The organism is Marinobacter pelagius (assembly GCF_900114925.1).
Lineage (GTDB): Bacteria > Pseudomonadota > Gammaproteobacteria > Pseudomonadales > Oleiphilaceae > Marinobacter > Marinobacter pelagius.
Map to the genome: position 1 here is coordinate 25,515 of NZ_FOUR01000003.1, position 20,692 is coordinate 46,206.

Annotated in this window: 18 protein-coding genes; 2 read left to right on the forward strand and 16 right to left on the reverse strand. The window is 59.5% G+C overall.

Annotated features, from left to right (window positions below; all coding sequences use genetic code 11):
- The first annotated feature begins 20 nt into the window (after window positions 1–20).
- Entirely contained in the window at window positions 21–929 is a 909-nt protein-coding gene (locus BM254_RS07120; RefSeq protein ID WP_092000879.1) for an acyltransferase, read from the forward strand.
- Window positions 930–1,217: 288 nt separating this feature from the next.
- Here BM254_RS07120 and BM254_RS07125 read toward each other — a convergent pair whose 3' ends face one another.
- The 5 genes from BM254_RS07125 to zapE all read right to left on the reverse strand — a co-directional run bounded on the left by BM254_RS07125 (window position 1,218) and on the right by zapE (window position 10,445).
- Window positions 1,218–3,908: a LuxR C-terminal-related transcriptional regulator gene (locus tag BM254_RS07125; RefSeq protein ID WP_092000882.1), complete on the reverse strand. Its 2,691-nt coding sequence runs from the start codon at window positions 3,906–3,908 to the stop codon at window positions 1,218–1,220.
- 346 nt (window positions 3,909–4,254) lie between these two features.
- Complete coding sequence (locus BM254_RS07130; protein WP_092000885.1) at window positions 4,255–5,616, reverse strand: DUF1329 domain-containing protein; 1,362 nt, start codon at window positions 5,614–5,616, stop codon at window positions 4,255–4,257.
- 33 nt (window positions 5,617–5,649) lie between these two features.
- The gene (locus tag BM254_RS07135; protein WP_092000888.1) at window positions 5,650–7,482 is read right to left on the reverse strand and encodes a DUF1302 domain-containing protein; all 1,833 of its coding nucleotides are present in this window, start codon (window positions 7,480–7,482) and stop codon (window positions 5,650–5,652) included.
- Between the two features lie 399 nt (window positions 7,483–7,881).
- Window positions 7,882–9,066: a thiolase family protein gene (locus BM254_RS07140; RefSeq protein ID WP_092000890.1), complete on the reverse strand. Its 1,185-nt coding sequence runs from the start codon at window positions 9,064–9,066 to the stop codon at window positions 7,882–7,884.
- 281 nt (window positions 9,067–9,347) lie between these two features.
- Window positions 9,348–10,445: a cell division protein ZapE gene (gene zapE, locus BM254_RS07145; protein WP_245777411.1), complete on the reverse strand. Its 1,098-nt coding sequence runs from the start codon at window positions 10,443–10,445 to the stop codon at window positions 9,348–9,350.
- 230 nt (window positions 10,446–10,675) lie between these two features.
- Between zapE and BM254_RS07150 the strand changes: the two genes are divergently transcribed.
- Window positions 10,676–11,122 carry a Z-ring associated ZapG family protein gene (locus tag BM254_RS07150; protein ID WP_092000896.1) on the forward strand — a complete coding sequence of 149 codons (447 nt, stop codon included), beginning with the start codon at window positions 10,676–10,678 and terminating at the stop codon, window positions 11,120–11,122.
- A 351-nt stretch (window positions 11,123–11,473) separates the two neighbouring features.
- On the opposite strand, the gene BM254_RS07155 is transcribed toward BM254_RS07150, so the two are convergent.
- From BM254_RS07155 to BM254_RS07205, 11 genes are all read right to left on the reverse strand, one after another.
- Window positions 11,474–12,217: a Nif3-like dinuclear metal center hexameric protein gene (locus BM254_RS07155; protein ID WP_092000899.1), complete on the reverse strand. Its 744-nt coding sequence runs from the start codon at window positions 12,215–12,217 to the stop codon at window positions 11,474–11,476.
- Window positions 12,218–12,379: 162 nt separating this feature from the next.
- Entirely contained in the window at window positions 12,380–13,432 is a 1,053-nt protein-coding gene (gene hisC, locus BM254_RS07160; RefSeq protein WP_092000902.1) for a histidinol-phosphate transaminase, read from the reverse strand.
- A 331-nt stretch (window positions 13,433–13,763) separates the two neighbouring features.
- A complete protein-coding gene (hisD, locus tag BM254_RS07165) occupies window positions 13,764–15,071 on the reverse strand; it encodes a histidinol dehydrogenase (RefSeq protein ID WP_092000906.1) in 1,308 nt (435 codons plus the stop codon).
- A 149-nt stretch (window positions 15,072–15,220) separates the two neighbouring features.
- Window positions 15,221–15,868 (reverse strand): ATP phosphoribosyltransferase, encoded by a 648-nt coding sequence (hisG, locus tag BM254_RS07170; protein ID WP_092000909.1) that lies wholly within the window; start codon window positions 15,866–15,868, stop codon window positions 15,221–15,223.
- Between the two features lie 29 nt (window positions 15,869–15,897).
- The gene (murA, locus tag BM254_RS07175; RefSeq protein WP_092000912.1) at window positions 15,898–17,160 is read right to left on the reverse strand and encodes a UDP-N-acetylglucosamine 1-carboxyvinyltransferase; all 1,263 of its coding nucleotides are present in this window, start codon (window positions 17,158–17,160) and stop codon (window positions 15,898–15,900) included.
- A 28-nt stretch (window positions 17,161–17,188) separates the two neighbouring features.
- A complete protein-coding gene (locus BM254_RS07180; protein ID WP_092000915.1) occupies window positions 17,189–17,431 on the reverse strand; it encodes a BolA family protein in 243 nt (80 codons plus the stop codon).
- A 48-nt stretch (window positions 17,432–17,479) separates the two neighbouring features.
- Window positions 17,480–17,788, reverse strand: coding sequence for an STAS domain-containing protein (locus tag BM254_RS07185; RefSeq protein ID WP_092000918.1), 309 nt, complete (start codon window positions 17,786–17,788; stop codon window positions 17,480–17,482).
- Window positions 17,785–18,438 carry an MlaC/ttg2D family ABC transporter substrate-binding protein gene (locus tag BM254_RS07190; protein WP_092000920.1) on the reverse strand — a complete coding sequence of 218 codons (654 nt, stop codon included), beginning with the start codon at window positions 18,436–18,438 and terminating at the stop codon, window positions 17,785–17,787. Before BM254_RS07190 ends, BM254_RS07185 begins: the two co-directional genes overlap by 4 nt.
- A gap of 41 nt (window positions 18,439–18,479) precedes the next feature.
- On the reverse strand, window positions 18,480–18,929 hold the full coding sequence (mlaD, locus tag BM254_RS07195) for an outer membrane lipid asymmetry maintenance protein MlaD (RefSeq protein ID WP_092000923.1): 450 nt from the start codon (window positions 18,927–18,929) through the stop codon (window positions 18,480–18,482).
- A 22-nt stretch (window positions 18,930–18,951) separates the two neighbouring features.
- Window positions 18,952–19,734 carry a lipid asymmetry maintenance ABC transporter permease subunit MlaE gene (gene mlaE, locus BM254_RS07200; protein WP_092000926.1) on the reverse strand — a complete coding sequence of 261 codons (783 nt, stop codon included), beginning with the start codon at window positions 19,732–19,734 and terminating at the stop codon, window positions 18,952–18,954.
- On the reverse strand, window positions 19,734–20,546 hold the full coding sequence (locus BM254_RS07205; protein WP_245777412.1) for an ATP-binding cassette domain-containing protein: 813 nt from the start codon (window positions 20,544–20,546) through the stop codon (window positions 19,734–19,736). Before BM254_RS07205 ends, mlaE begins: the two co-directional genes overlap by 1 nt.
- Between the last annotated feature and the right edge of the window lie 146 nt (window positions 20,547–20,692).

Genomic DNA, 20,692 nt, shown 5'->3' on the forward strand with positions numbered 1-20,692 from the left:
TAAACCAGAGAACACACGGAATGCTTGATTTTCTGCCTGCACCGCTGAAGGGGACTTTGGCGGCACTTTCGATTTTGTTGAATACCCTGATCCTGTTCCCCTTCCTGCTTCTGTTCGCACTGATCAAGCTGATCATCCCGGTGACGCCGGTGCGCAAGTTCTGCACCGTGGTGCTCAATAACATTGCCTGGGTTTGGATTGGCTTCAACAACCTGCTGATGGACATCCTGCACAAGGTGGAGTGGGACGTGCGCGGGGTGGAGAACCTCTGTCGGGAGCACTGGTATTTTGTGACCTGCAACCACCAGAGCTGGGCGGATATTCCCGCCATACAGTACGTGCTCAACAGCCGCATTCCCCTGCTGAAGTTCTTCCTGAAGAAACAGCTGATCTGGGTACCCCTGCTCGGCATCGCCTGGTGGGCCCTGGACTTCCCGTTCATGCACCGCCACACCAAGGAACAGATCGCCAAGCGCCCGGAGCTCAAGGGCAAGGACATCGCCGCCACCCAGGCTGCCTGTGAGAAGTTCCGCTATACGCCGGTGACCATTTTTAATTTCATGGAAGGCACCCGGTTTACCCCGGAAAAGCATAAGCGGCAGAACTCGCCCTACAAACACCTGCTCAAGCCCCGCGCCGGCGGGACGGCTTTTGTGTTTGGGGCCATGGGGGAGATGATCCACACCATGCTGGATGTGACCATTGTGTATCCCGACGGGCGGAAGGGGTTCTGGGATTACCTGTGCGGGCGGATCCGGCGGATTGTGATTGATGTAAGGGTGCGGGAAGTGCCGGAGCAGTTTCTGGGGATGGATTATGAGAATGACCGGGAGACGCGGGTGGCGTTTCAGCGATGGGTTAGCGAGATTTGGGCGGAGAAGGACCGCCGAATTGAAGAGTTGAAGGTGGGCGGTGACTTGGGAGTTTGACGCTAAGTTGGGGTCAGAAGAAGGGACTTCTTCAGACCCCGGCGGTGGAGTCGGCGCCAGGTCGGGGTCTGATGAACTTGTTCATCTGACCCCAATTTGGACGTTAAACTTGGGGTCAGAAGAAAGCTTTCTTCAGACCCCTGGGGTGGAGTCGGCGCCAGGTCGGGGTCTGATGAAAGCCTTCATCTGACCCCATTTTTATGGCTCTGACTCCGAAGTTCGGCGCTAACTCGGGGTCAGAAGAAAGAATTTCTTCAGACCCCTGGGGCCATCTGACCCCTTTTTCACTCAAAGCAGCCCCAGCTCGCGGGCTCTTACTATCGCCTGCGTCCGTGACTTCACCTCCAGCTTGGCATTGATCCGCCTGGCATGAGTCTTCACCGTGTGCAGGGAGATATGCAGCTTGTCGCCAATTTCCTGGTTGGAGAGGCCTTTGGCGATGAGTTCCAGCACTGCCTGCTCCCGGTCGCTGATGGGTTCGGCGAGGGTTTCGGCGCCTGTCGTGGTGGCCTTGATACCGAACAGGTTGCCCAGGGCGTCTTTGAACTTGCTGTCTTCCAGCTGGCCGTAGCTTTTCTCCATCAGTTCCTGCAGCTCCGCCCGCAGTTCGGTGAAGGGGCTGATGAAGTGTTCGGTGGCGGCTTCTTCGACTACGGCTGTCAGGACCTTGCGGGCCGGGTTCAGGCCTTTCTCTTCGTTCAGCAATACGGCTTCCAGCAGGCGGATGTGCAGCTCGACGCCCCAGGGGATGGCCTTGCCGTAGCGGTCGCGGATGCCCTCGAGGGTTTCCCGGGCCCGGATGCCGTCCCCTCTCGCCAGGTCTACGCGCACCTGCAGGCAGTCGAGCAGGCCGGGCATCATGGGGAAAAGTTCCGGCACGCAGCCGCTGTCCCGGTAGGGTTGGAGTTTCTGGAGGGCCTGGACAGCGCTTTCGATCTGGTTCTGGGCCAGCCAGCACGTAGCTTTCAGGGCTTCCAGAACCGGTACGAACAGGGATTCATCCACCTGCCAGGCATGCATAGTGCGCTCGGCACGGCCGATCCAGACGAAAGCGTCTTCCAGGCGGTTCTCGCCCCGGCAGATCAGTACCCGGATGGCCATGGCCAGTAGCAGACCCAGATCCCGGGTCTGTTCGGCGTGTCGACCGCACAGCACCAACAGGCGATCGGCCTCGGCGATCCGACCCTGGTGCCAGAGTACCAGTACAAGATTCAGTTGCAGGCGGGTTTCACCAATCCGTGCCGGCCGTGCCAACTCCTGCATCGCGGTATCCAGGCCGGTACGCAGCAGTTGTTCAGCATGGCGAAGCGCCCCCTTGCCCAACTCGATACGGGCATGGGAATACACCGCCAGGGCTTCGGAGCCGGAATCCCCCGCTTCTCTGGCAAGGCGTGAGGCAGCCCGGTTCGCTTCCCGGGCTTCGGCAAACTGCCCGGCGGCACACAAGGCGCTGGAGCGTACGATCTGGGTGACCAGCTGTCCCTGGGGCGAGAGGTCGCCCTCCGCAAGTGCCTGGTCTGCCATTTCCAGGGCAGGCTGCACCTTGCCCTCACCCCGCAGGATAAAGGCCTGGAGCGCGGCGATACGGGCGTTGTGTTCTTCCCGGTCTTCCTCGGAGAGATCATCCAGCAGCGCCCTCGCCTGCTTGAACTGGCCACCGATGGCGTGGACCCAACTGTACACGATCCGCAGACGGGCGCTGCGTTCGAGCAGGGTTACCGGAAGGCTTTTGCGCAACCGCAGCAGCGAGGCGGTGTCCTGGCCCAGGAGCAAGGCCTCCGAGCCCTCGGAGGCAATCCGGATTACTTCATCTCCATTCCCCGCCAGCAGGGCATAACGCAAGGCTTCAGGGAACTGCTGGCGCTCGCCAAACCAGCGGCTGGCAATGGTCATCCGGGCTTCGTAGCCAACCATGGGGGACGTTCGCAGCCATTCCTGCATCAACGGGTTCAGGCGATACCACCGGCCGCGACCCGGCATCGGGCGGATTGGCAGGCCCTGCTCAAACACCTGGGAGGGCAACAAAGCAACCTCGGGCAGCGCCGACTGGAGTGCCAGCAGTAGCTCGTCGGAACAAAGCTCGAGTTCAGCGATGGCGCGAACCGAGCGGACCTGGCCCGGCGTCAGTCCGCCCAGAACCGAGTCCTTCAGGAAACGTTCCACGCTCGGGCTTTCCTGGATAGGTTTGCGTTCCAGCTCCCGCTGCACTTCGCGGCGGTAGAGAGCCAACGGCGTGGCCCAACCCTCGGTAAGGTCGTACAGGTTATCAACGGCGACACTGGTGAGTTTGTTGGCCGCCAGTTCCTGGCTGAAGAAATCGAAAGTTTCCGGGCGGGAAAATTCAAAAACCGAAGGGCCGAGACGGGTAAACCGGTTCTCCAGCTCCAGGCCGTGGGTTTCAAACGGCAGGCCACGGCGGGAAATCAGCACGGCACACAGGTTGGCAGGCAGGTCTTTGGTCAGTTGCTGCAGCAATGGCGTCACCGCGGGATTGCTCAGGCTGTGCAGGTTATCCAGCACCAGCACCTGCATGGCACCATCCGACTGGCGGGCATGGGCCACAAGCATCATGGCCAGGGCATCGGAAAAACCGGCGCCGCCCTGCAACGCGCTTTCCAGCGCTTCGGGCATGTCAAAGGCCATGGAAAGCAGGGTCAGGAATCGGGTGGGGGCGTTATCCTGCGGAGTCAGTGAGACCCAGCGGAGTTCTTTGTCACTGACATAGCGGTTGCCCAGGGCGCTCAGGACGGAATGGGATTTACCGTACCCGCTGGGGGCTTCTACAAGCACCGCATGGCTGGGCGATATGGCCTGGTTTATCCACTCATCGACAACCGGCCGGGCGAGCATATCGCTCGGTATCGATGGTACCCGGACTCGCTGGCGAAGCAGATCACGCACCAGCTCCCCACGCTGAAGGCCGTTATTGGCAGACTGAAATTCGTCGTTGGCGGCCTTGCCGTCACTGAATGGTTTCACACACTGCCCCGCTGACAACCGGCCGGACGAAGAAACGCCTTGGGCCGCAATTGGAAGAATCCAATGACTTTTGAGTGACGACCTGCTTTGGGTACGCCTTTAGTATGAGTGGAAGGTTAAACCAAAGGGGGGTTGGGCTGCAAAGGTTTGGGGTGTGGGATGGGGTTGGCGGCTGGCACTGGGGTCTGAAGAACTTGTTCTTCTGACCCCGAGTTAGGTCGAAGATGGGGTCAGATGAAAAGGATTTCATCTGACCCCTGGGGTGTGGCTGACTTCGAGTTGGGGCCAAGATGGGGTCAGATGAAGGTTTTCATCAGACCCCTGTGTCATGACCCCCGGGGTTGGCTTAGCGGGTGCCCGCGCGGCGCAGGGCGGCCGGGGTGTAGTCGCGGGAGCGGCGGTCGATACCGAAGGTGTACGGGTTCTCTTCCTCGTTGGTCAGGCCCAGGGCCAGGTAGCGACCGGAGAGGAGATCGTACAGGGTTTCGATGGCGTACCAGGGTACAACCTGATCGTAGAACTGGACCGCATGGGCTTCGGCCACACGCCAGAGCTCGCCACGACCGTCGAAGTGGTCGATGACAGAGGCCTGCCAGGTGTCTTCGTCGATGAAGAAGTCACGCTGGGCGTAGATGTGACGCTCGCCTTCTTTCAGGGTTGCGCGCACGTGCCATACCCGGTGCAGTTCATAGCGGGTGAAGTCCTGGTTGATATGGCCGGCCTTGACGATCTGGTCGTAGGTCAGGTCCGGGTCCATCAGCTTGTAGGAGTTGTACGGAATGTACATTTCCTTCTTGCCCACCAGCTCCCAGTTGTACTTGTCCGGAGCGCCGTTGAACATGTCGAAGTTGTCGGAGGTACGCATACCGTCGGAAGCGGTACCCGGGCCGTCATAGGCAACCTGCGGTGCACGACGAACCCGACGCTGACCGGCGTTATAGATCCACGCACGGCGGGGCTCGGCGACCTGATCGAGGGTCTCGTGAACCAGGAGCACGTTACCCGCCAGGCGCGCCGGCGCGGTGATGGCCTGACGGAAGTAGAACAGTACGTTCGCGTCGTCTTCCGGGCTGTAGTCCTCAAGGTAGGTCCGCCAGGTCAGTTCGTCCTGGAAACGGACCACAGAGAACGCGCCACCGGCGGTCGGAGTTACCTGGCCAACGTTACGCTGGACCGAACCACCCCGATAGCGGGTGATGTGGTTCCAGATTACTTCCAGGCCGTTCTGCGGGATCGGGAACGGTGTGGCGCTCTGGTAGTTGCCCAGACCGTTACCGTCCTTGATCAGCTCGGATTTGGTCGCATTCTCGACCGTTTCTTCCATGACCGCTTCCGGGTATGCCGCGGTACGATGGGTCTCGTACACCGGCATGAAGTAGTCGTCGTACTTCTTGATCATCGCAACCTGGCCGGGAGACAGATTCTCCGCGTACTGGTCCACGTTGCTCTGATCGATCACGAACTTCGGCTTTTCGTTCGGGAACGGGTTCACGTAGATGCCGTCACCCTTGTAGCCGGCCGGAGGGGTGGTCAACCCGCCGTCCCAGGCCGGAATGGCTCCACCGTTACCGGCTTTCTCGGCACCCATTGGTGTCAGGGAGTCACCCAGCTTGGCTGCCTCCGCCGCAGAAACCGCACCCCAGGCCTGGCCGGCACACAGACTGGCAGCCAGGACACCTGTGGTCAGTAGTTTCTTGTTCAGTCTCATTTAGGTTTCCTCGTCAGACGAATTGTTTCCGGTTCAGAAGGAGTACGAAACGCTCGCGCTCACGAAATCTCGGTCAGTCAACTCGTTATACGGCTTCCCGCCGAAAAAGTTTGTATAACCGATATTACCGGTAATCCTGTTCTGGTACACCGCCTGCAGGGACAGGCCGATCGCCTTGCTACCCTCGTTGAAGGCGCCACCCGGCTGCGGGCTGTAACCTTTCACGTCGTGGCTCCAGGCCAGCTGCGGGGACAGGTTGATACCGGCGATCGCATTCGGGTAATCCCACACGAAACGGGCGCGGTAGCCCCAGGAGAAGTCGGTGGTGAAGCCGTCTGTTGTACAGTAGGTGTCGTTCAGGTTCAATTCCTCACAACCGCCGCCCGGGCGAGTGCCAATAGCAAACGTACCGGAGCGGCCGTACAGAGCCTCGTCTTCATCCGGCAGATCGTGCACGTAGGTGGCACCAAACTCGGTGATAAAGGACAGACGGCTGGCACCCATCACCTGATCGAAGAATTTGATCAGGGTGAATTGGGCCTGGGAGACCTTGAAGGTGTCCCAACCGGACACGTCCTGGCCTGCAAGACTGGCACCACCGGCCTCAGCCTCACGCTGGTCCTGGAGCAAACTGGCGTTCTCCCCGGTGACCGGGTTCTCAAGTTGAATACCGCCGTAGATCAGTTCGAAGGCGTTCCACTGAAGCGGCAGGTTCTCTCGGAAGCTGTATTCTGCACCCAGGGACCAGCCACCGGGGGTGGTGGTGTTGATGCTGATACCATAGAGATCGATGTTCTCCGGATATTCGATGTAGTAAGACGGGAAGCTCACACCATTTTCCGGATCATTTACGACACCGCTGACATAAGGCAGACGGCTGTTGTATTTGATGTAGTAGAAGCCCAGCTCGGAATCGTTCAGGGCCGGCACGTACCAGCGCATGGCGATACCGAACTGATCTTTTTCGTCGGCCTCACGATCACCGACGCGGGGCGCAATGAAACCCTGAGCGTAGGCCTGGGAGTCCGGCAACTGGCCGGCCAGCAGTACCGGGCCACAGCCGTCGGCAGCAAAGTCGTTGGTGGAGAAGAAGGTGCCGCAGTCGTCCGGACGGACCGGTTCCCAGTCAGTCTGAACAAAGGTTTCCAGGGTGATGTTCTGGGTGACACCTGCGGAGGCATAGAACATTTCCACCGGCAGCAACGCGTCTTTCAGCTGTGAACCCGGTGCCCGGAAAGCCGGGACGTCCACCGGGTTGATGGTGTTGATACCGCCCTGGATGAAGGTACTCTCACCCCAGCTGACCACCTGCTTACCATAACGCAGGCTCACGGGAACATTGCCGAAATACCAGTCGGAGAAGACATAGGCGTCAAGGAATTCACCACCTGAGGCGTTATCCTTGGCCTCCGGGTTGAGCTCACGCTGCTGGCCAACGAAGTCCACTGCACGACTCTCGTCCTTCAGTTCGAAGTCGTACCAGTAACGGCCACGGACGAAACCGCCCACACGGGTGAGGGTGTCACTGTCCACCGCATAATCCAGGAACAGCTCACTGTTGCCTTTGACAATCTTGGAGTACGTGTCGCCTTTGTCGAAGTTCAGGTTGCCGTCGTCGTAGTTGTTGGTTGAGGCACCTACGTCGGTGTCGGCATACTCTGGTCCCAGGTTACCCTGGGCAATCAGACGGCGGTCCTGGTCCTCAAGCCGCCACCCGGCACCAGCTGACAGCGTCGTATTGAACTGGGCTTCCACGTCTCCCATGTAAAACGAATAGGCGGACGCCTGGCCGGCGGCACCGGCGGCAATCGCCACGGCCAGCGGTAGTTTGGTCCAACGCTGCCATTGATGAGTTTTTCTTGTCATTGGAAGGCTACTCCATTGTTGTTCTGAGTCGCTGCTCTGATTATTGGTGTTCACGATGTATTGGAGGCTTCATGCACAGTGCTCGTGATGTTGGCACTATAGCTAACGCTGTTCGGGGCTTTGATCAGTCAAAAGTATGATTTTGCTATCACACCTCGCCGGCCGCCCTGTTGATTCGCACTGTGAATCACTATAGACAAGAAATTTGGTTGCAACCAATAAAAAAGCGGTCAGTAAACAAGGGGTTTGGATGCCTGACTTGGGTGGGAATGAAAATGGGGTCAGATGAAGACCTTCATCTGACCCCGAGTTAGAGGCTCGCCCCAAGTGGGAGTGAAGTTGGGGTCAGAAGAAGGCTTTCTTCAGACCCCTGAGTTTGGCCAGCCCCCGGAGTTCGCCTCAGAGCATTTCAATGGCCATGGCAGTCGCCTCGCCGCCACCAATGCACAGGGCGGCAATGCCCTTCTTCTTGCCATAGTGCTTCAGCGAGTGCATCAGGGTAACCAGCAGGCGGGAGCCGGTGGAGCCTACTGGGTGGCCCTGGGCGCAGGCGCCGCCGTGGATGTTGACCTTTTCCGGGTCCAGGCCCAGTTCCTTGATCGGCATCATGGCGACCATGGCGAAGGCTTCATTGATTTCGAACAGGTCGACGTCTTCCTTGCTCCAACCGGTCTTCGCGAACAGGGTTTCGATGGCGCCCACCGGTGCGCAGGTGAACTCGGACGGATGCTGGGATTGTGTGCTGTGGGCAACAATCCGGGCCATGGGCTTGAGGCCGCGCTTCTCGGCCTCGGATTCGCGCATCAGCAGCAGTGCGGAAGCGCCGTCGGAGATGGAGGAGGAGTTGGCGGCGGTCACCGTGCCATCTTTCTTGAACGCCGGGCGCAGGCTGGGGATCTTGTCAATGTTGGCGTTGTGGGGCTGCTCGTCATCCTCGACAACGACCTCACCTTTGCGGGTCTTGACGGTCACCGGGATGATTTCCTCTTTCAGCAGACCTGCTTCGATGGCTTTCTTCGCGCGGGTCAGGGATTGGATGGCGTATTCGTCCATTTCCTCGCGGGTGTAGCCTTTTTTGTCCGCCATATCCTGGGCGAAGGCGCCCATCAGTCGGCCGGTCTCGGCATCTTCAAGGCCGTCCAGGAACATGTGGTCCTGCGGCGCCTGGCCGGGGCCCATGCGGTAACCTTTGCGGGCACCGAGGAGCACGTAAGGTGCGTTGGACATGCTCTCCATGCCACCGGCGACCATGACGTCGTTGCTGCCAGCCTTGATCAGGTCGTGGGCGAACATCGCGGCTTTCATGCCGGAGCCGCAGAGTTTGTTGATGGTGGTGGCACCGGTGTTGTCCGGAAGACCGGCCAGACGCATCGCCTGACGGGCCGGACCCTGTTTGAGACCGGCGGGCAGAACGTTGCCCATGATCACTTCCTGGACGTCCGCAGGCTGCAGGCCAGCGCGCTTGACCGCTTCGGCAATGGTGAGCGCGCCGAGTTCCGGGGCGGAGACGTCCGCCAGGCTGCCCATGAAGCCGCCCATGGGGGTGCGGACGCCGCTTACGATGACTACGTTGTCGTTGCTCATTGGTGTTGGACCTCTCGGTTTGATCTGTTGGTGGGGTCTGATGAACGCTTTCATCTGACCCCTTTTTTTGTTTTTTGAGTTGGGGGTTGGTTGAACATGGGGTCAGAAGAACAAGTTCTTCAGACCCCTGAGTTAGATCAGACTCCTGAGTTGAAATTGGGGTCTGAAGAAAGCCTTCTTCTGACCCCGTGTTAGTGGTTTGGCTCGGGGTCCGGTTCCAAGATGGGGTCAGAAGAACGAAGCTCTTCAGACCCCTGAGTTAAATCAGACCCTTTCCCCACTCAGGGCTTATGCGGCGCCTCCAGGTATTCGTGGGACTGCATTTCCAACAATCGGGATTCGGTGCGTTCGAATTCGAAGCTGAGGCGGCCGCCGGCGTAGAGTTCGGTGATGGGCGCTGCCGCGGAGATGATGACTTTGACGTTGCGGTCGTAGAACTCGTCGATCATGTTGATGAATCGGCGGGCCTGGTCGTCCTTGTCGCCGCCGAGGACCGGCACATTGCTGACGATGATGGCGTGGAACTGGCGGGCCATTTCGATGTAGTCGTTCTGGGAGCGCGGGCCGTCGCAGACGTCTTTGAAGTCAAACCACACCACGTCGTCAGCATGGGCCTGGGCCGGGATCTTGCGGCCGTTGATTTCCATGGTTTTGCTGTGCTTCGCAGCTTCCACCGCCAGGCGGTCGAAGCTTTCGCGCAGACTCACATCGGCCTCGTTGTCCAGCGGGCAATGGTAAAGCTCGGCCTGCTCCAGGGTGCGCAGGCGGTAATCCACACCGCCGTCCACATTGACCACATCGGTATGCTTTTTCACCAGCTCAATTGCTGGCAGGAAGCGCTGGCGCTGCAAGCCATCCTTGTAAAGGCCATCCGGGACGATGTTCGAGGTACACACCAGGGTCACGCCCCGGCTGAACAGACCATCCATGAGGGTGGCGAGGATCATGGCATCGCCGATGTCGGAAACGAAGAATTCGTCGAAGCAGATGACCCGGGTTTCGTCGGCAAACTTCTTCGACACCTGCTCCAAGGGATTTTTCTCGCCCTTGAGGGCCTTGAGTTCGTTGTGCACCCTCTGCATGAAGCGGTGGAAGTGCACCCGCATCTTGCGATCAAACGGCAGGGACTCGAAAAAAGTGTCCATCAGGTAGGTCTTGCCGCGGCCAACACCACCCCAGAAATACAGGCCCTTGATGGGCTCTTCCCTGCCCTTCTTGAGTTTGCGGCGAAGCTTGGCCATGGCCTTGTTGCGTTCACTTTCAGCTTCGACCAGTTTGTCGTACAGTGCCTGCAGGCGCTTTACTGCATCTTCCTGGGCCGGGTCCTTGTGAAAATCCGGGCGTTCAAGATCCTTCAGGTACCGCTGCCAAGGAGTCAGGTTCGCACTGGTTTCGGAGGACATCGCTGCTGTCATCAAGGTATTCCCGGAAGTTGGACATGAATTTGGGCGCGGTATTGTCGCTTATTTCGGGATTTTTCGCCATTCGCAGCGGCCGCAGGGGCAATACGACGATTGTTGCAGGCAGTAACCGTGGGCGGGGAGCGCCCCGGCGCGTTATACTGCGTTGAGGGCTTGGCTCATTTCTAGCTAAAAGGACGACACAGCATATGACGAACCTGATTCTGGCAGCGATTGCCGCATTGGTTGTTGGCATTGTCATCGGGGTATTGGTTGGCCGCTCCGGTCAGGGACAGACTCTTCGGCAGCGCCGTGCAGAGCAGCAGATTGATGAGCTGCGAAGCGAGTTTACTCGTTACCAGGCTCAGGTGAATGAGCACTTCATGGAGTCAGCCCATTTGCTTCGTCGGTTCAATGACGCCTACCGGGATGTGAATCAGCACATGGCCCGGGGCGCGAATCGTCTCTGCAATGATGAGGACTGGATGGAGGAGCTTCAGCACGAGACTTCCAAGAAGCGCCTTGAGGAAGTTCGCGAGGACGCGCCGGCCGAGCCGCCCCGGGATTATGCGCCGAAGAAGGATCCGGAGGCGAAGGGGACGTTGGCTGAGGACTTCGGGCTGGATAAGGAGCGGAAGGCTTCTTCTGAGGCTTGAAGTTACTTTTCACGCCAGGACTGCGAACTTGGTTGCGTGAGCGGCTCGGGAAAGGCTGTCCAAAACCCGCTCCTTCGGCACGTCCATGTGACGCTTGAGCTCCGCCATCCATGGCTCCGCACAGTTTTGGACAGCCTTTCCAGAGCCGCTCAGTCAGACTTTGATGCAATTCGCTCTAATGGAATGAAGAAGGGGTCAGATGAAAGCTTTCATCTGACCCCGGGGGAGAGGTTTTCACTCCGAGGGAATTCATTTCCCATGGTGTTTTAATTTTCCGAAGAAGTCTGACTCCAGCACCGGGGTCTGAAGAAAGCCTTCTTCTGACCCCATTTTCATGACCCCGTCTTCACCTCACACCGGATTATCGCAATCAATAAACTGGTGGGTTACCCCGAATTCCTTTTCCAAAGCCTTCCCAAGCGCCTGTACGCCGTAACGCTCCGTCGCGTGGTGACCCGCTGCGAAGTAGTGGATACCGCACTCCCGAGCAGTATGAGTCGTCGGCTCCGATATTTCCCCGCTGATATACGCATCCAGACCCGCATCCAGGGCAATGTTGATGAAGCCCTGCGCTGCGCCGGTGCACCAGCCTACCCGCTTGATCTCCTGCTTGCCCTCACCCACCCAGAGCGGCTCGCGGTGGAGTTTTCTGGCGATATGGAGACCGAACTTTTCCGGGGTCATCGGTTCTTGCAGTTCACCTTCCCAGACCAGGCCGCCCAGCGGGCGCGGGTTTTTGATTTCCAGGACGTCAGCGAGTTGGCGGTTGTTGCCATATTCCGGATGATCGTCCAGCGGAAGGTGGTAGGCGACCAGGTTGATATCGTGGTCCAGCAGCTGCTTGAGACGCTCGCGTTTCATGCCCCGGATTCGCTGGTCCTCGCCTTTCCAGAAGTAGCCATGGTGGACCAAAATCATGTCGGCGTTGGCTTCGATGGCGGCTTCGATCAGCGCCTTGGATGCGGTTACGCCGGTGACGATGGTGTTGATTTCGTCTTTACCTTCGACCTGGAGTCCGTTCGGGCAATAGTCCTGAAAGTTTTCGGGTTGGAGCCATTCGTTGATGGTGTTCAGGATATCGTTTCGAGCTGCCATAGAGCTCCTCCTGATTGCCTTCTGAGTTGGGAGTGGCCGGCAGGCGGGGAGGGCCTTCCGGGAACCGCTACGAGCACATCCATGTGCGCTTGACTCCGGCCATCCATGGCCTCCGACATTCCCGGAAGGCCCTCCCCGCCTGCCTCCGCGAACCATTCAGTTTTACAGAGACTGAAGGCCTTTGATCAATGCATCATTCTGCTCGGCGGTGCCGATTGTAATGCGCAGGAAGTCGCTGATTCTGGGCTTATTGAAGTGCCGGACGATGATGCCCTGCTCTCTCAAGCCTTTAGCCAGCGTCTCACCAGATTGTTCCTTGTCGCGGGCGAATACGAAATTGGCTTTGGATGGCAGCACTTCGAAGCCGAGGTTTTCCAGCGCCTCGGTAACACGCTCGCGCTCGCTGATTACACGATCACAGCAGTTCCGGAACCAGGCTTCGTCTTCGTAGGCGGCTCTCGCGCCGGCAAGAGCCAGGCGGTCCAGGGGGTAACTGTTGAAGCTGTTTTTCACTCGGTTCAGTGCTTCGATCAGATCCTTGTGGCCAATGGCGAGACCGACACGCAAGCCTGCCAGAGAACGGGCCTTGGATAAGGTCTGGCTGACGAGCAGGTTCGGATACTTGTCCACGAGAGTGATGGCGCTCTCTCCACCGAAGTCTACGTAGGCTTCGTCAACTACGACCACGCGATCCGGGTTGGCCTGGACGACCGCTTCTACTTGCTCCAGTGGCAGGTAGCGGCCGGTCGGGGCGTTCGGGTTCGGGAAGATGACGCCGCCGTTGGGCTGCTGGTAATCCTCCGGGTTGATCTCGAAGCTCTCGGTCAGCGGTACCGGCTTGGCTTCAATGTTATAGAGACCACAGTAGACCGGGTAGAAGCTGTAGGTCACGTCCGGGAACAGGATCGGTTCGCCGTGTTGGAACAGGGCGTAGAAGATGTGAGCCAGGACTTCGTCGGAGCCGTTGCCGAGGAATACCTGCTCGGGCTGGACCTTGTGGTAGTCAGCGATGGTCTGGCGCAGGGCCTCGCCTTCCGGGTCCGGGTAGAGGCGGAGGTTGTCGTTCAATTCGGCCTGGATGGCTTCGATGACCTTGGGCGATGGGCCGAAGGGGTTTTCGTTGGTGTTGAGCTTGACCAGGTTTGCCATTTTCGGCTGTTCGCCCGGGACGTAGGGGACCAGGTCGTTTACCAGGGGGCTCCAGAATTTGCTCATTTGATCCTCTTACTCCGAGTCGACAGCAGGTGGGCAAGGCTCCGCCCGGGAACCGCTACGAGCACATCCATGTGCGCTTGTTTCGGGCCATCCTTGGCCCTCTACATTCCCGGGCGGAGCCTTGCCCACCTGCCTACCAACTTTGGTGCTGGCATGTTGAACGTGGGGTCAGAAGAAGGCGTTCCATTCCCGGGAGACGTGCCGCCCACCTGCCTGCATGCTGCGTTAACATGGGGTCAGATGAAGGTTTTCATCAGACCCCGGAGGGGAATTCGAGGTGAACATGGGGTCAGATGAAAGCTTTCATCTGACCCCGCCTTCAACTCCCCACTTAAACTTTGATCCGGTACTCCGCCGAGCGGGCGTGGGCAGTGAGGCCTTCACCTCTCGCCAGGACGGACGCTACGCGGCCCATGCGGTCGGCGCCATCGGCGCTGAAGCCGATGATGGACGAGCGCTTCTGGAAGTCGTAGACGCCCAGTGGCGAGGAGAACCGTGCAGTGCCGCTGGTGGGCAGTACGTGGTTCGGGCCGGCGCAGTAGTCGCCCAGGGCCTCGGCGGTGTAGCGGCCCATGAAGATGGCGCCGGCGTGACGGATGTCGTCCAGCATCGCTTGCGGATCTTCCACGGACAGCTCCAGGTGCTCCGGGGCAATCCGGTTGGACACCTCGGCCGCTTCCTTGAGATCTGCCACCTTGATCAGGGCCGCGCGGTCGGTCATGGAGGTGCGGATGATTTCGGCCCGCTCCATGGTCGGCAGCAGTTTGTTGATGCTGGCTTCCACGGCATCCAGGAATTCCGCATCTGGGCTGATCAGAATGCTCTGAGCCTGCTCGTCGTGCTCGGCCTGGGAGAACAGATCCATGGCAATCCAGTCCGGATCGGTCTTGCCGTCGGAGATCACCAGGATCTCGGACGGGCCGGCGATCATGTCGATGCCGACGACGCCGAACACCTCGCGCTTGGCCGTGGCCACGAAGATGTTGCCGGGACCGACGATCTTGTCCACGGAGGGGATGGTTTCCGTGCCGTAGGCCAGTGCGCCGACTGCCTGGGCACCGCCGACGGTGAATACCCGGTCTACGCCGGCAATGGCGGCGGCGGCCAGGACCATGTCGTTGACGACACCGTCTGGCGTTGGCACCACCATGATGACCTCACTGACGCCAGCCACTTTCGCCGGAATCGCGTTCATCAGTACGGATGATGGGTACGCCGCCTTGCCACCGGGCACGTAGAGTCCCGCGCGATCCAGCGGGGTTACCTTCTGACCCAGGATCGTGCCGTCCTGGTCCTGGTACTGCCAGGATTTCTGATCCTGACGCTCGTGGTAATCGCGGATGCGCTCGGCAGCTTTTTCCAGAGCGTCGCGCTGGTCCTGGGGAATGGCGTCCAGGCTTTTCTGGAGCCGGTCCTTGCCCATTTCCAACTCGGCTACCGAGCCGACTGCCAGGCGGTCGAATTTCTCGGTGAATTCGAGAACCGCCTGATCGCCGCGGGTTTTGACCTCGTGCAGGATGTGACGCACCGACTCATTCACCTGATGATCCACGCTGTCGTCCCATGCCAGGAGTTTGGCCAGTGCGCTTTCAAAGTCGCTTTGGGAGGCGTTCAGTCGTTTGATGGTTACGTCGGTCATTTCATTGTTCCTGCTTCAGGAGGACATTGCTTTGGTTTTGCTGTGGTGCTGGATTACAGGGGTCAGATGAAAGCTTTCATCTGACCCCAACTTCAATTCCAAGGCCAGATCCAAATTACCGGGGTCAGAAGAAGGCTTTCTTCAGACCCCTACTTTTCTGTCCGCCGTTTCTCTACTGCAGCCGCCATCTTTTCAATTATGGGGTTAATCCGCCCATGTTTCATCTTCATGGACGCCCGATTCACCACCAGCCGGCTGCTGATGTTTTCAATCAGGTCCCGGGCTTCGAGGCCGTTTGCCTTCAGGGTGTTGCCGGTATCAACAATATCCACGATCTCGTCGGCCAGGCCGAGGATCGGGGCCAGTTCCATTGCGCCGTACAGCTTGATGATATCGGCCTGGCGGCCCTGGGCGGAATAGTACCTTCGAGCCAGGTTGACGAACTTGGTGGCTACCTTGATGCGGCCGTTCGGCGGTGTCTGGCCTTTCGGGCCGGCGGTCATCAGACGGCAGCGGGAGATATTCAGGTCCAGGGGCTCGTACAGGCCTTCCGCGCCGTGCTCCATCAGCACATCCTTGCCGGTCACACCGAGGTCCGCGCCGCCGTACTGGACGTAGGTCGGCACGTCGGTGGCGCGGATGATCAGTACGCGAACATCCGGATCGGTGGTCGGAAACACCAGCTTGCGGGATTTCTTCACGTCGTCCACCAGCTCGATGCCGGCTTCCGCCAGCAGCGGCAGGGTTTCTTCGAGGATTCGTCCCTTCGACAAGGCGATGGTGATGGAATCTGTCATGCGTCCTTCCGGTTTCCCGTCTGTGTCTGTCAGGCCGGCAGGCGGCGGATACTCGCGCCCAGCAGCTGCAATTTCTCTTCGATACACTCGTAGCCGCGATCGATGTGGTAGATGCGATCGACGATGGTGTCACCATCGGCCACCAGGCCGGCGATCACCAGGCTGGCCGAGGCCCGCAGGTCGGTCGCCATGACTGGGGCTCCGGTCAGATGCTCCACGCCTTTGATGATGGCCGCGTTGCCTTCCAGGGTGATGTCGGCGCCCATGCGGCCGAGTTCCTGCAGGTGCATGAACCGGTTCTCGAACACCGTCTCCACGATGGTGCCGGTGCCTTCCGCCACCGCATTCATGGCGGCAAACTGCGCCTGCATGTCGGTGGGAAACGCCGGGTACGGTGCCGTGCGCAGGCTCACCGCTTTCGGCCGTTTGCCCTTCATATCCAGCTCGATCCAGTCCGGACCGGTCTCGATGTGGGCGCCCGCCTCTTCCAGCTTCAGTAGGACCGCTTCCAGCAGATCTTCCCGAGTATCCTTCAGTTTCACCCGGCCACCGGTGGCGGCGGCCGCCACCAGGAAGGTGCCGGTTTCGATGCGGTCCGGCAGCACGTTGTAGTGACAGCCGTGCAGACGCTCGACACCGTTGATCTCGATGGTGGCAGTACCGTGGCCCTTGATGTCCGCACCCATGGCAATCAGGCACTCGGCCAGGTCGACCACTTCCGGCTCGCGGGCGGCGTTTTCAAGGATGGTCTTGCCGTCGGCCAGGGCCGCAGCCATCATCAGGTTCTCGGTACCGGTTACGGTCACGGTATCCAGGAAGATGTGGGCACCCTTCAGGCGGCCGTTGGTCTTCGCCTTGATGTAGCCGTTCTCGACCTTGATATCCGCACCCATCAGCTCGAGGCCGTGGATGTGCAGGTTTACCGGCCGGCTACCGATGGCACAACCACCCGGCAGCGACACCTCGGCCTCGCCAAAGTGGGCCACCAGCGGACCAAGCACCAGGATCGACGCTCGCATGGTCTTGACCAGCTCGTAGGGCGCGTGGGTGTGTTTGATGGTATTGGCGTGGATCTCGACGCTCATCTTCTCGTCGATGATCACCTCAACACCCATACGGCCCAGCAGCTCGATCATGGTGGTGATGTCATGCAGGTGCGGCAGGTTGCCCACGGTGACCGGCTCGTCCGCCAGCAGAGTGGCAGCGAGAATCGGCAATGCCGCGTTCTTGGCACCTGAAATACGGATTTCGCCATCGAGGGGTTTGCGCCCGCGAATCAGAAGTTTGTCCAAAATAGAATTCCTGTGTCTGGCGGGCGTATCAGCCCTGGCGCTCGGCCCATTCTGCGGGAGTGAAGGCACGCGGATGCAGAGCGTGGATAGTGCCGTCCATAACGTGCTGGAACAGCGCCTTGTTGATCATTTGCTGCCGCTTGATGGTCGGCAGGCCTTCGAATACGTCACCCACGACGACGACCATGTAATGGGTACCATCGACCTGGACCTGAACCTCGCAACCGGGCAAGGCTTCTTCGACCAGTTTTGTGACTTCGGCGGCGTCCATAAACTATCCTCGGGTGTTTTGGAAAATCAGGGGCGAGATTGTAACCAATTAGTCGGCGCGGGTCAGCTGGGCACTCAGATTACTCAACGATGCCAGCGAGGCAAGGCGACCATTGATGCCACGAAAACTCAGGTCGATGCCCTGCTTCCTGGCCAGCCGTTCCCAGCACAGCATCATGGAGAGCACCACGCTGTGGGCGGTTTCAAGACCGGAGACATCAACCACGAGCCCGTCCTTGATGCCTGAAATCAGCGTTTCCCCCTGCTGGCGAAGGTCAATGACCGACGAGGCGTCCACCTCGCCAGCCACGATCATTTCGCCATCCCGGAGCTCGGCACGCGGTGCGGACGGACTCATGATTTGTCCGCGTCCGTTTCCAGATTGACCGCCTTGGCGGCATCGCTCCAGCCGTCAATCACGACCTGGATCTGGCCCCGATTCTCTTCCATTTCCTGGCTGAAACGGTCCCGGAAGGCGAGGCCAATGTTCACACCCTCGACGATTACGTTCTCCATCAGCCACTGACCATCCCCATTCCGGTACATGGAGTACACCACCGGGTAGCGGTTGCCCGTAGAACTGATCACCTCCAGCTCTACCGAAGCACGATTTTCGTCGCGCGGCAGGATGGAGGCTTCCCTCACGTTGATCTCGAAGTCCTCGGCATCGACCAGGGCCTTGGCATAGCTGTCGAACAGGCTGCGCTTGAACTTCTCGACAAACTCATCACGCTGTTCGGGCGTTGTCTGGCGGGCATAGCGCCCCATGACGCGGGCGGCGATGCGACGGAAATCCACGAAATCGGTCAGGGCCTCATCCATGCTCTGGTAGAAGGCCTCGGGGTCCCTCTCATACAGACCACGCTCTTCATTGAGCTTCTTCACCAGCTTCTGAGTGTTGACGTCCACGTATTCGCGCAACTCTTCGGCCTGCCCCGCCTGCGCCTGGGCAACCGCCGCGACCACGAGCGCCAGCGCCAGGAAAAGTCGTTGGGTCAAAGCAACCATCAGGATCTCCCGCTATCTCTGTTTGGTCAGTGCTCCGGTGCTCATTTACCGGAAGCAAAATTACTGATCAGCCGCTCAAGGTTCATGGCGGACTGAGTGGAGTAGAAGGTATCGCCCGCTTGCAGCGATTCCATGTCTCCACCAATGGATATATCAATGTACTGCTCACCGAGCAGGCCGGATGTACGTATTACTGCGGAACTGTCCGCCGGGATGTTGTCCACCTCGGAATGGATCGACATCTCCACCCTCGCCTGGAAGGTTTCCTTGTCCAGGGAAATGGACTCGATGGTGCCGACCGTCACCCCGGCCATGGAGACCTTGCCCCGGGGTGTCAGGCCGCCGGTATCGTTGAAATTGGCGTACAGGGTGTAGGTGCTCTCGGCGGCCTTGGGCGACAACCCGCTGACCTGAAGCGCCAGCACCAGCAAAGCCGCCAGCCCCGCAACCATGAACAGACCAACTATGATTTCAATGGTTCTCTGTGCCATTACCGGCTCCCGTTGATCAATCTCAGAAATCGCCGAACATTACGGCGGTTAGCACAAAATCCAGCCCCAGCACGGCCAGGGACGAGTAAACCACGGTCTTGGTGGTGGCGGAACTGATTCCGGCGGACGTGGGCACACAGTCGTAGCCCTGGAACACCGCGATCCAGGCGCAGACGAACCCGAATACGACGCTCTTGATAAAGCCGTTCATCACGTCATCCAGGAAGTCCACCGAGGACTGCATGTTGCCCCAGAACGAGCCTTCAAACACACCCAGCCATTCCACACCGACCAGCATGCCACCCCAGATACCGACCACGGAGAAGATGACCGCCAGTATCGGCATGGCTATGAACCCTGCCCACAGGCGCGGTGCGATCACCCGGCGCAGGGGGTCCACCCCCATCATCTCCATACTGGACAGCTGCTCGGTGGCCTTCATCAGGCCAATCTCGGCCGTCAACGCCGAGCCGGCCCGGCCGGCGAACAGCAGGGCGGTGACCACCGGCCCGAGCTCCCGCACCAGGGTCAGTGCAATCATTTGACCGATGGCCGCCTCGGAACCGTAATCGGAGAGGATGGTGTAACCCTGCAGCCCCAGCACCATGCCGATGAACAGGCCGGAGACCACCACGATGGCCAGGGACAACACCCCGACCGTATAAATCTGTTTGATCAGCAGCGGAAAGCCGGTCACCGGGCGCGGTACGCCACTCAGCACGCCAGCCAGAAAGCGACCGGAGCGACCGAGGGAGGCGACAACATCCAGGCCCAGTCGGCCCATGGAAGCGATACGATCCAGCATCAGGCGCCTCCTCCCAGGCCAAAGTCCTTGCCGGCATCATCCGCCGGATAATGGAAGGGCACCGGCCCGTCTGGCTGGCCTTGCAGGAACTGCTGGACCTGGTCCGACGGATGGGCCTTCAGCTCCTCGGGTGTGCCCTCACCAATGATCTGGCCATCTGAAATGATACAGGCGTAATGGCAGATACTCAGCGACTCCGGCACATCGTGGGAGACCAGCACGCTGGTCAGGCCCATGGAACTGTTGAGATCCCGGATCAGCTTGACCAGAACGCCCATGGCAATGGGATCCTGGCCGGCGAAGGGTTCGTCATACATGATCAGTTCCGGGTCCAGGGCAATACTGCGCGCCAAAGCGACCCGGCGGGTCATACCGCCGGACAGCTCCGAAGGCATCAGGTGGCGCGCACCCCGCAGGCCGACGGCTTCAAGCTTCATCAGGACGATGTCGTGGATCATGTCTTCAGGCAGTTTCGTGTGTACCCGCAGAGGAAACGCCACGTTTTCAAAGACACTCAGATCGGTAAACAGGGCGCCACTCTGGAACAGCATGCCCATCTTTTCGCGCAGGGCGTAAAGGTCCTTGCGCTTGAGGCGCGGCACTTCGTGGCCATCCACCTGGACGCTGCCACTGTCCGGGCGCAGTTGTCCCCCGATCAGCCGCAGTAAAGTAGTCTTTCCTGTCCCACTGGGCCCCATGATCGCGGTGATCTTGCCCCTGGGAATGTCCAGAGTGATGCCATCGAAGATCCGCCGGCCGGAACGGGAGAAGACAACGTCCTTCAGAGATATGTATGCATTCGAACCCATAATCTGTCCCTTTCGAGGAGGGGCTACATTATGCGATGCGGCGCCTAACCTCAATGTCTGGGCGGTAAAATGTCCTGATGGTCATCACCGGAATTACTGAAAATGATATACTTCCGCCACTTTCAACGCTTTTTGCCGAATTCCCCCGA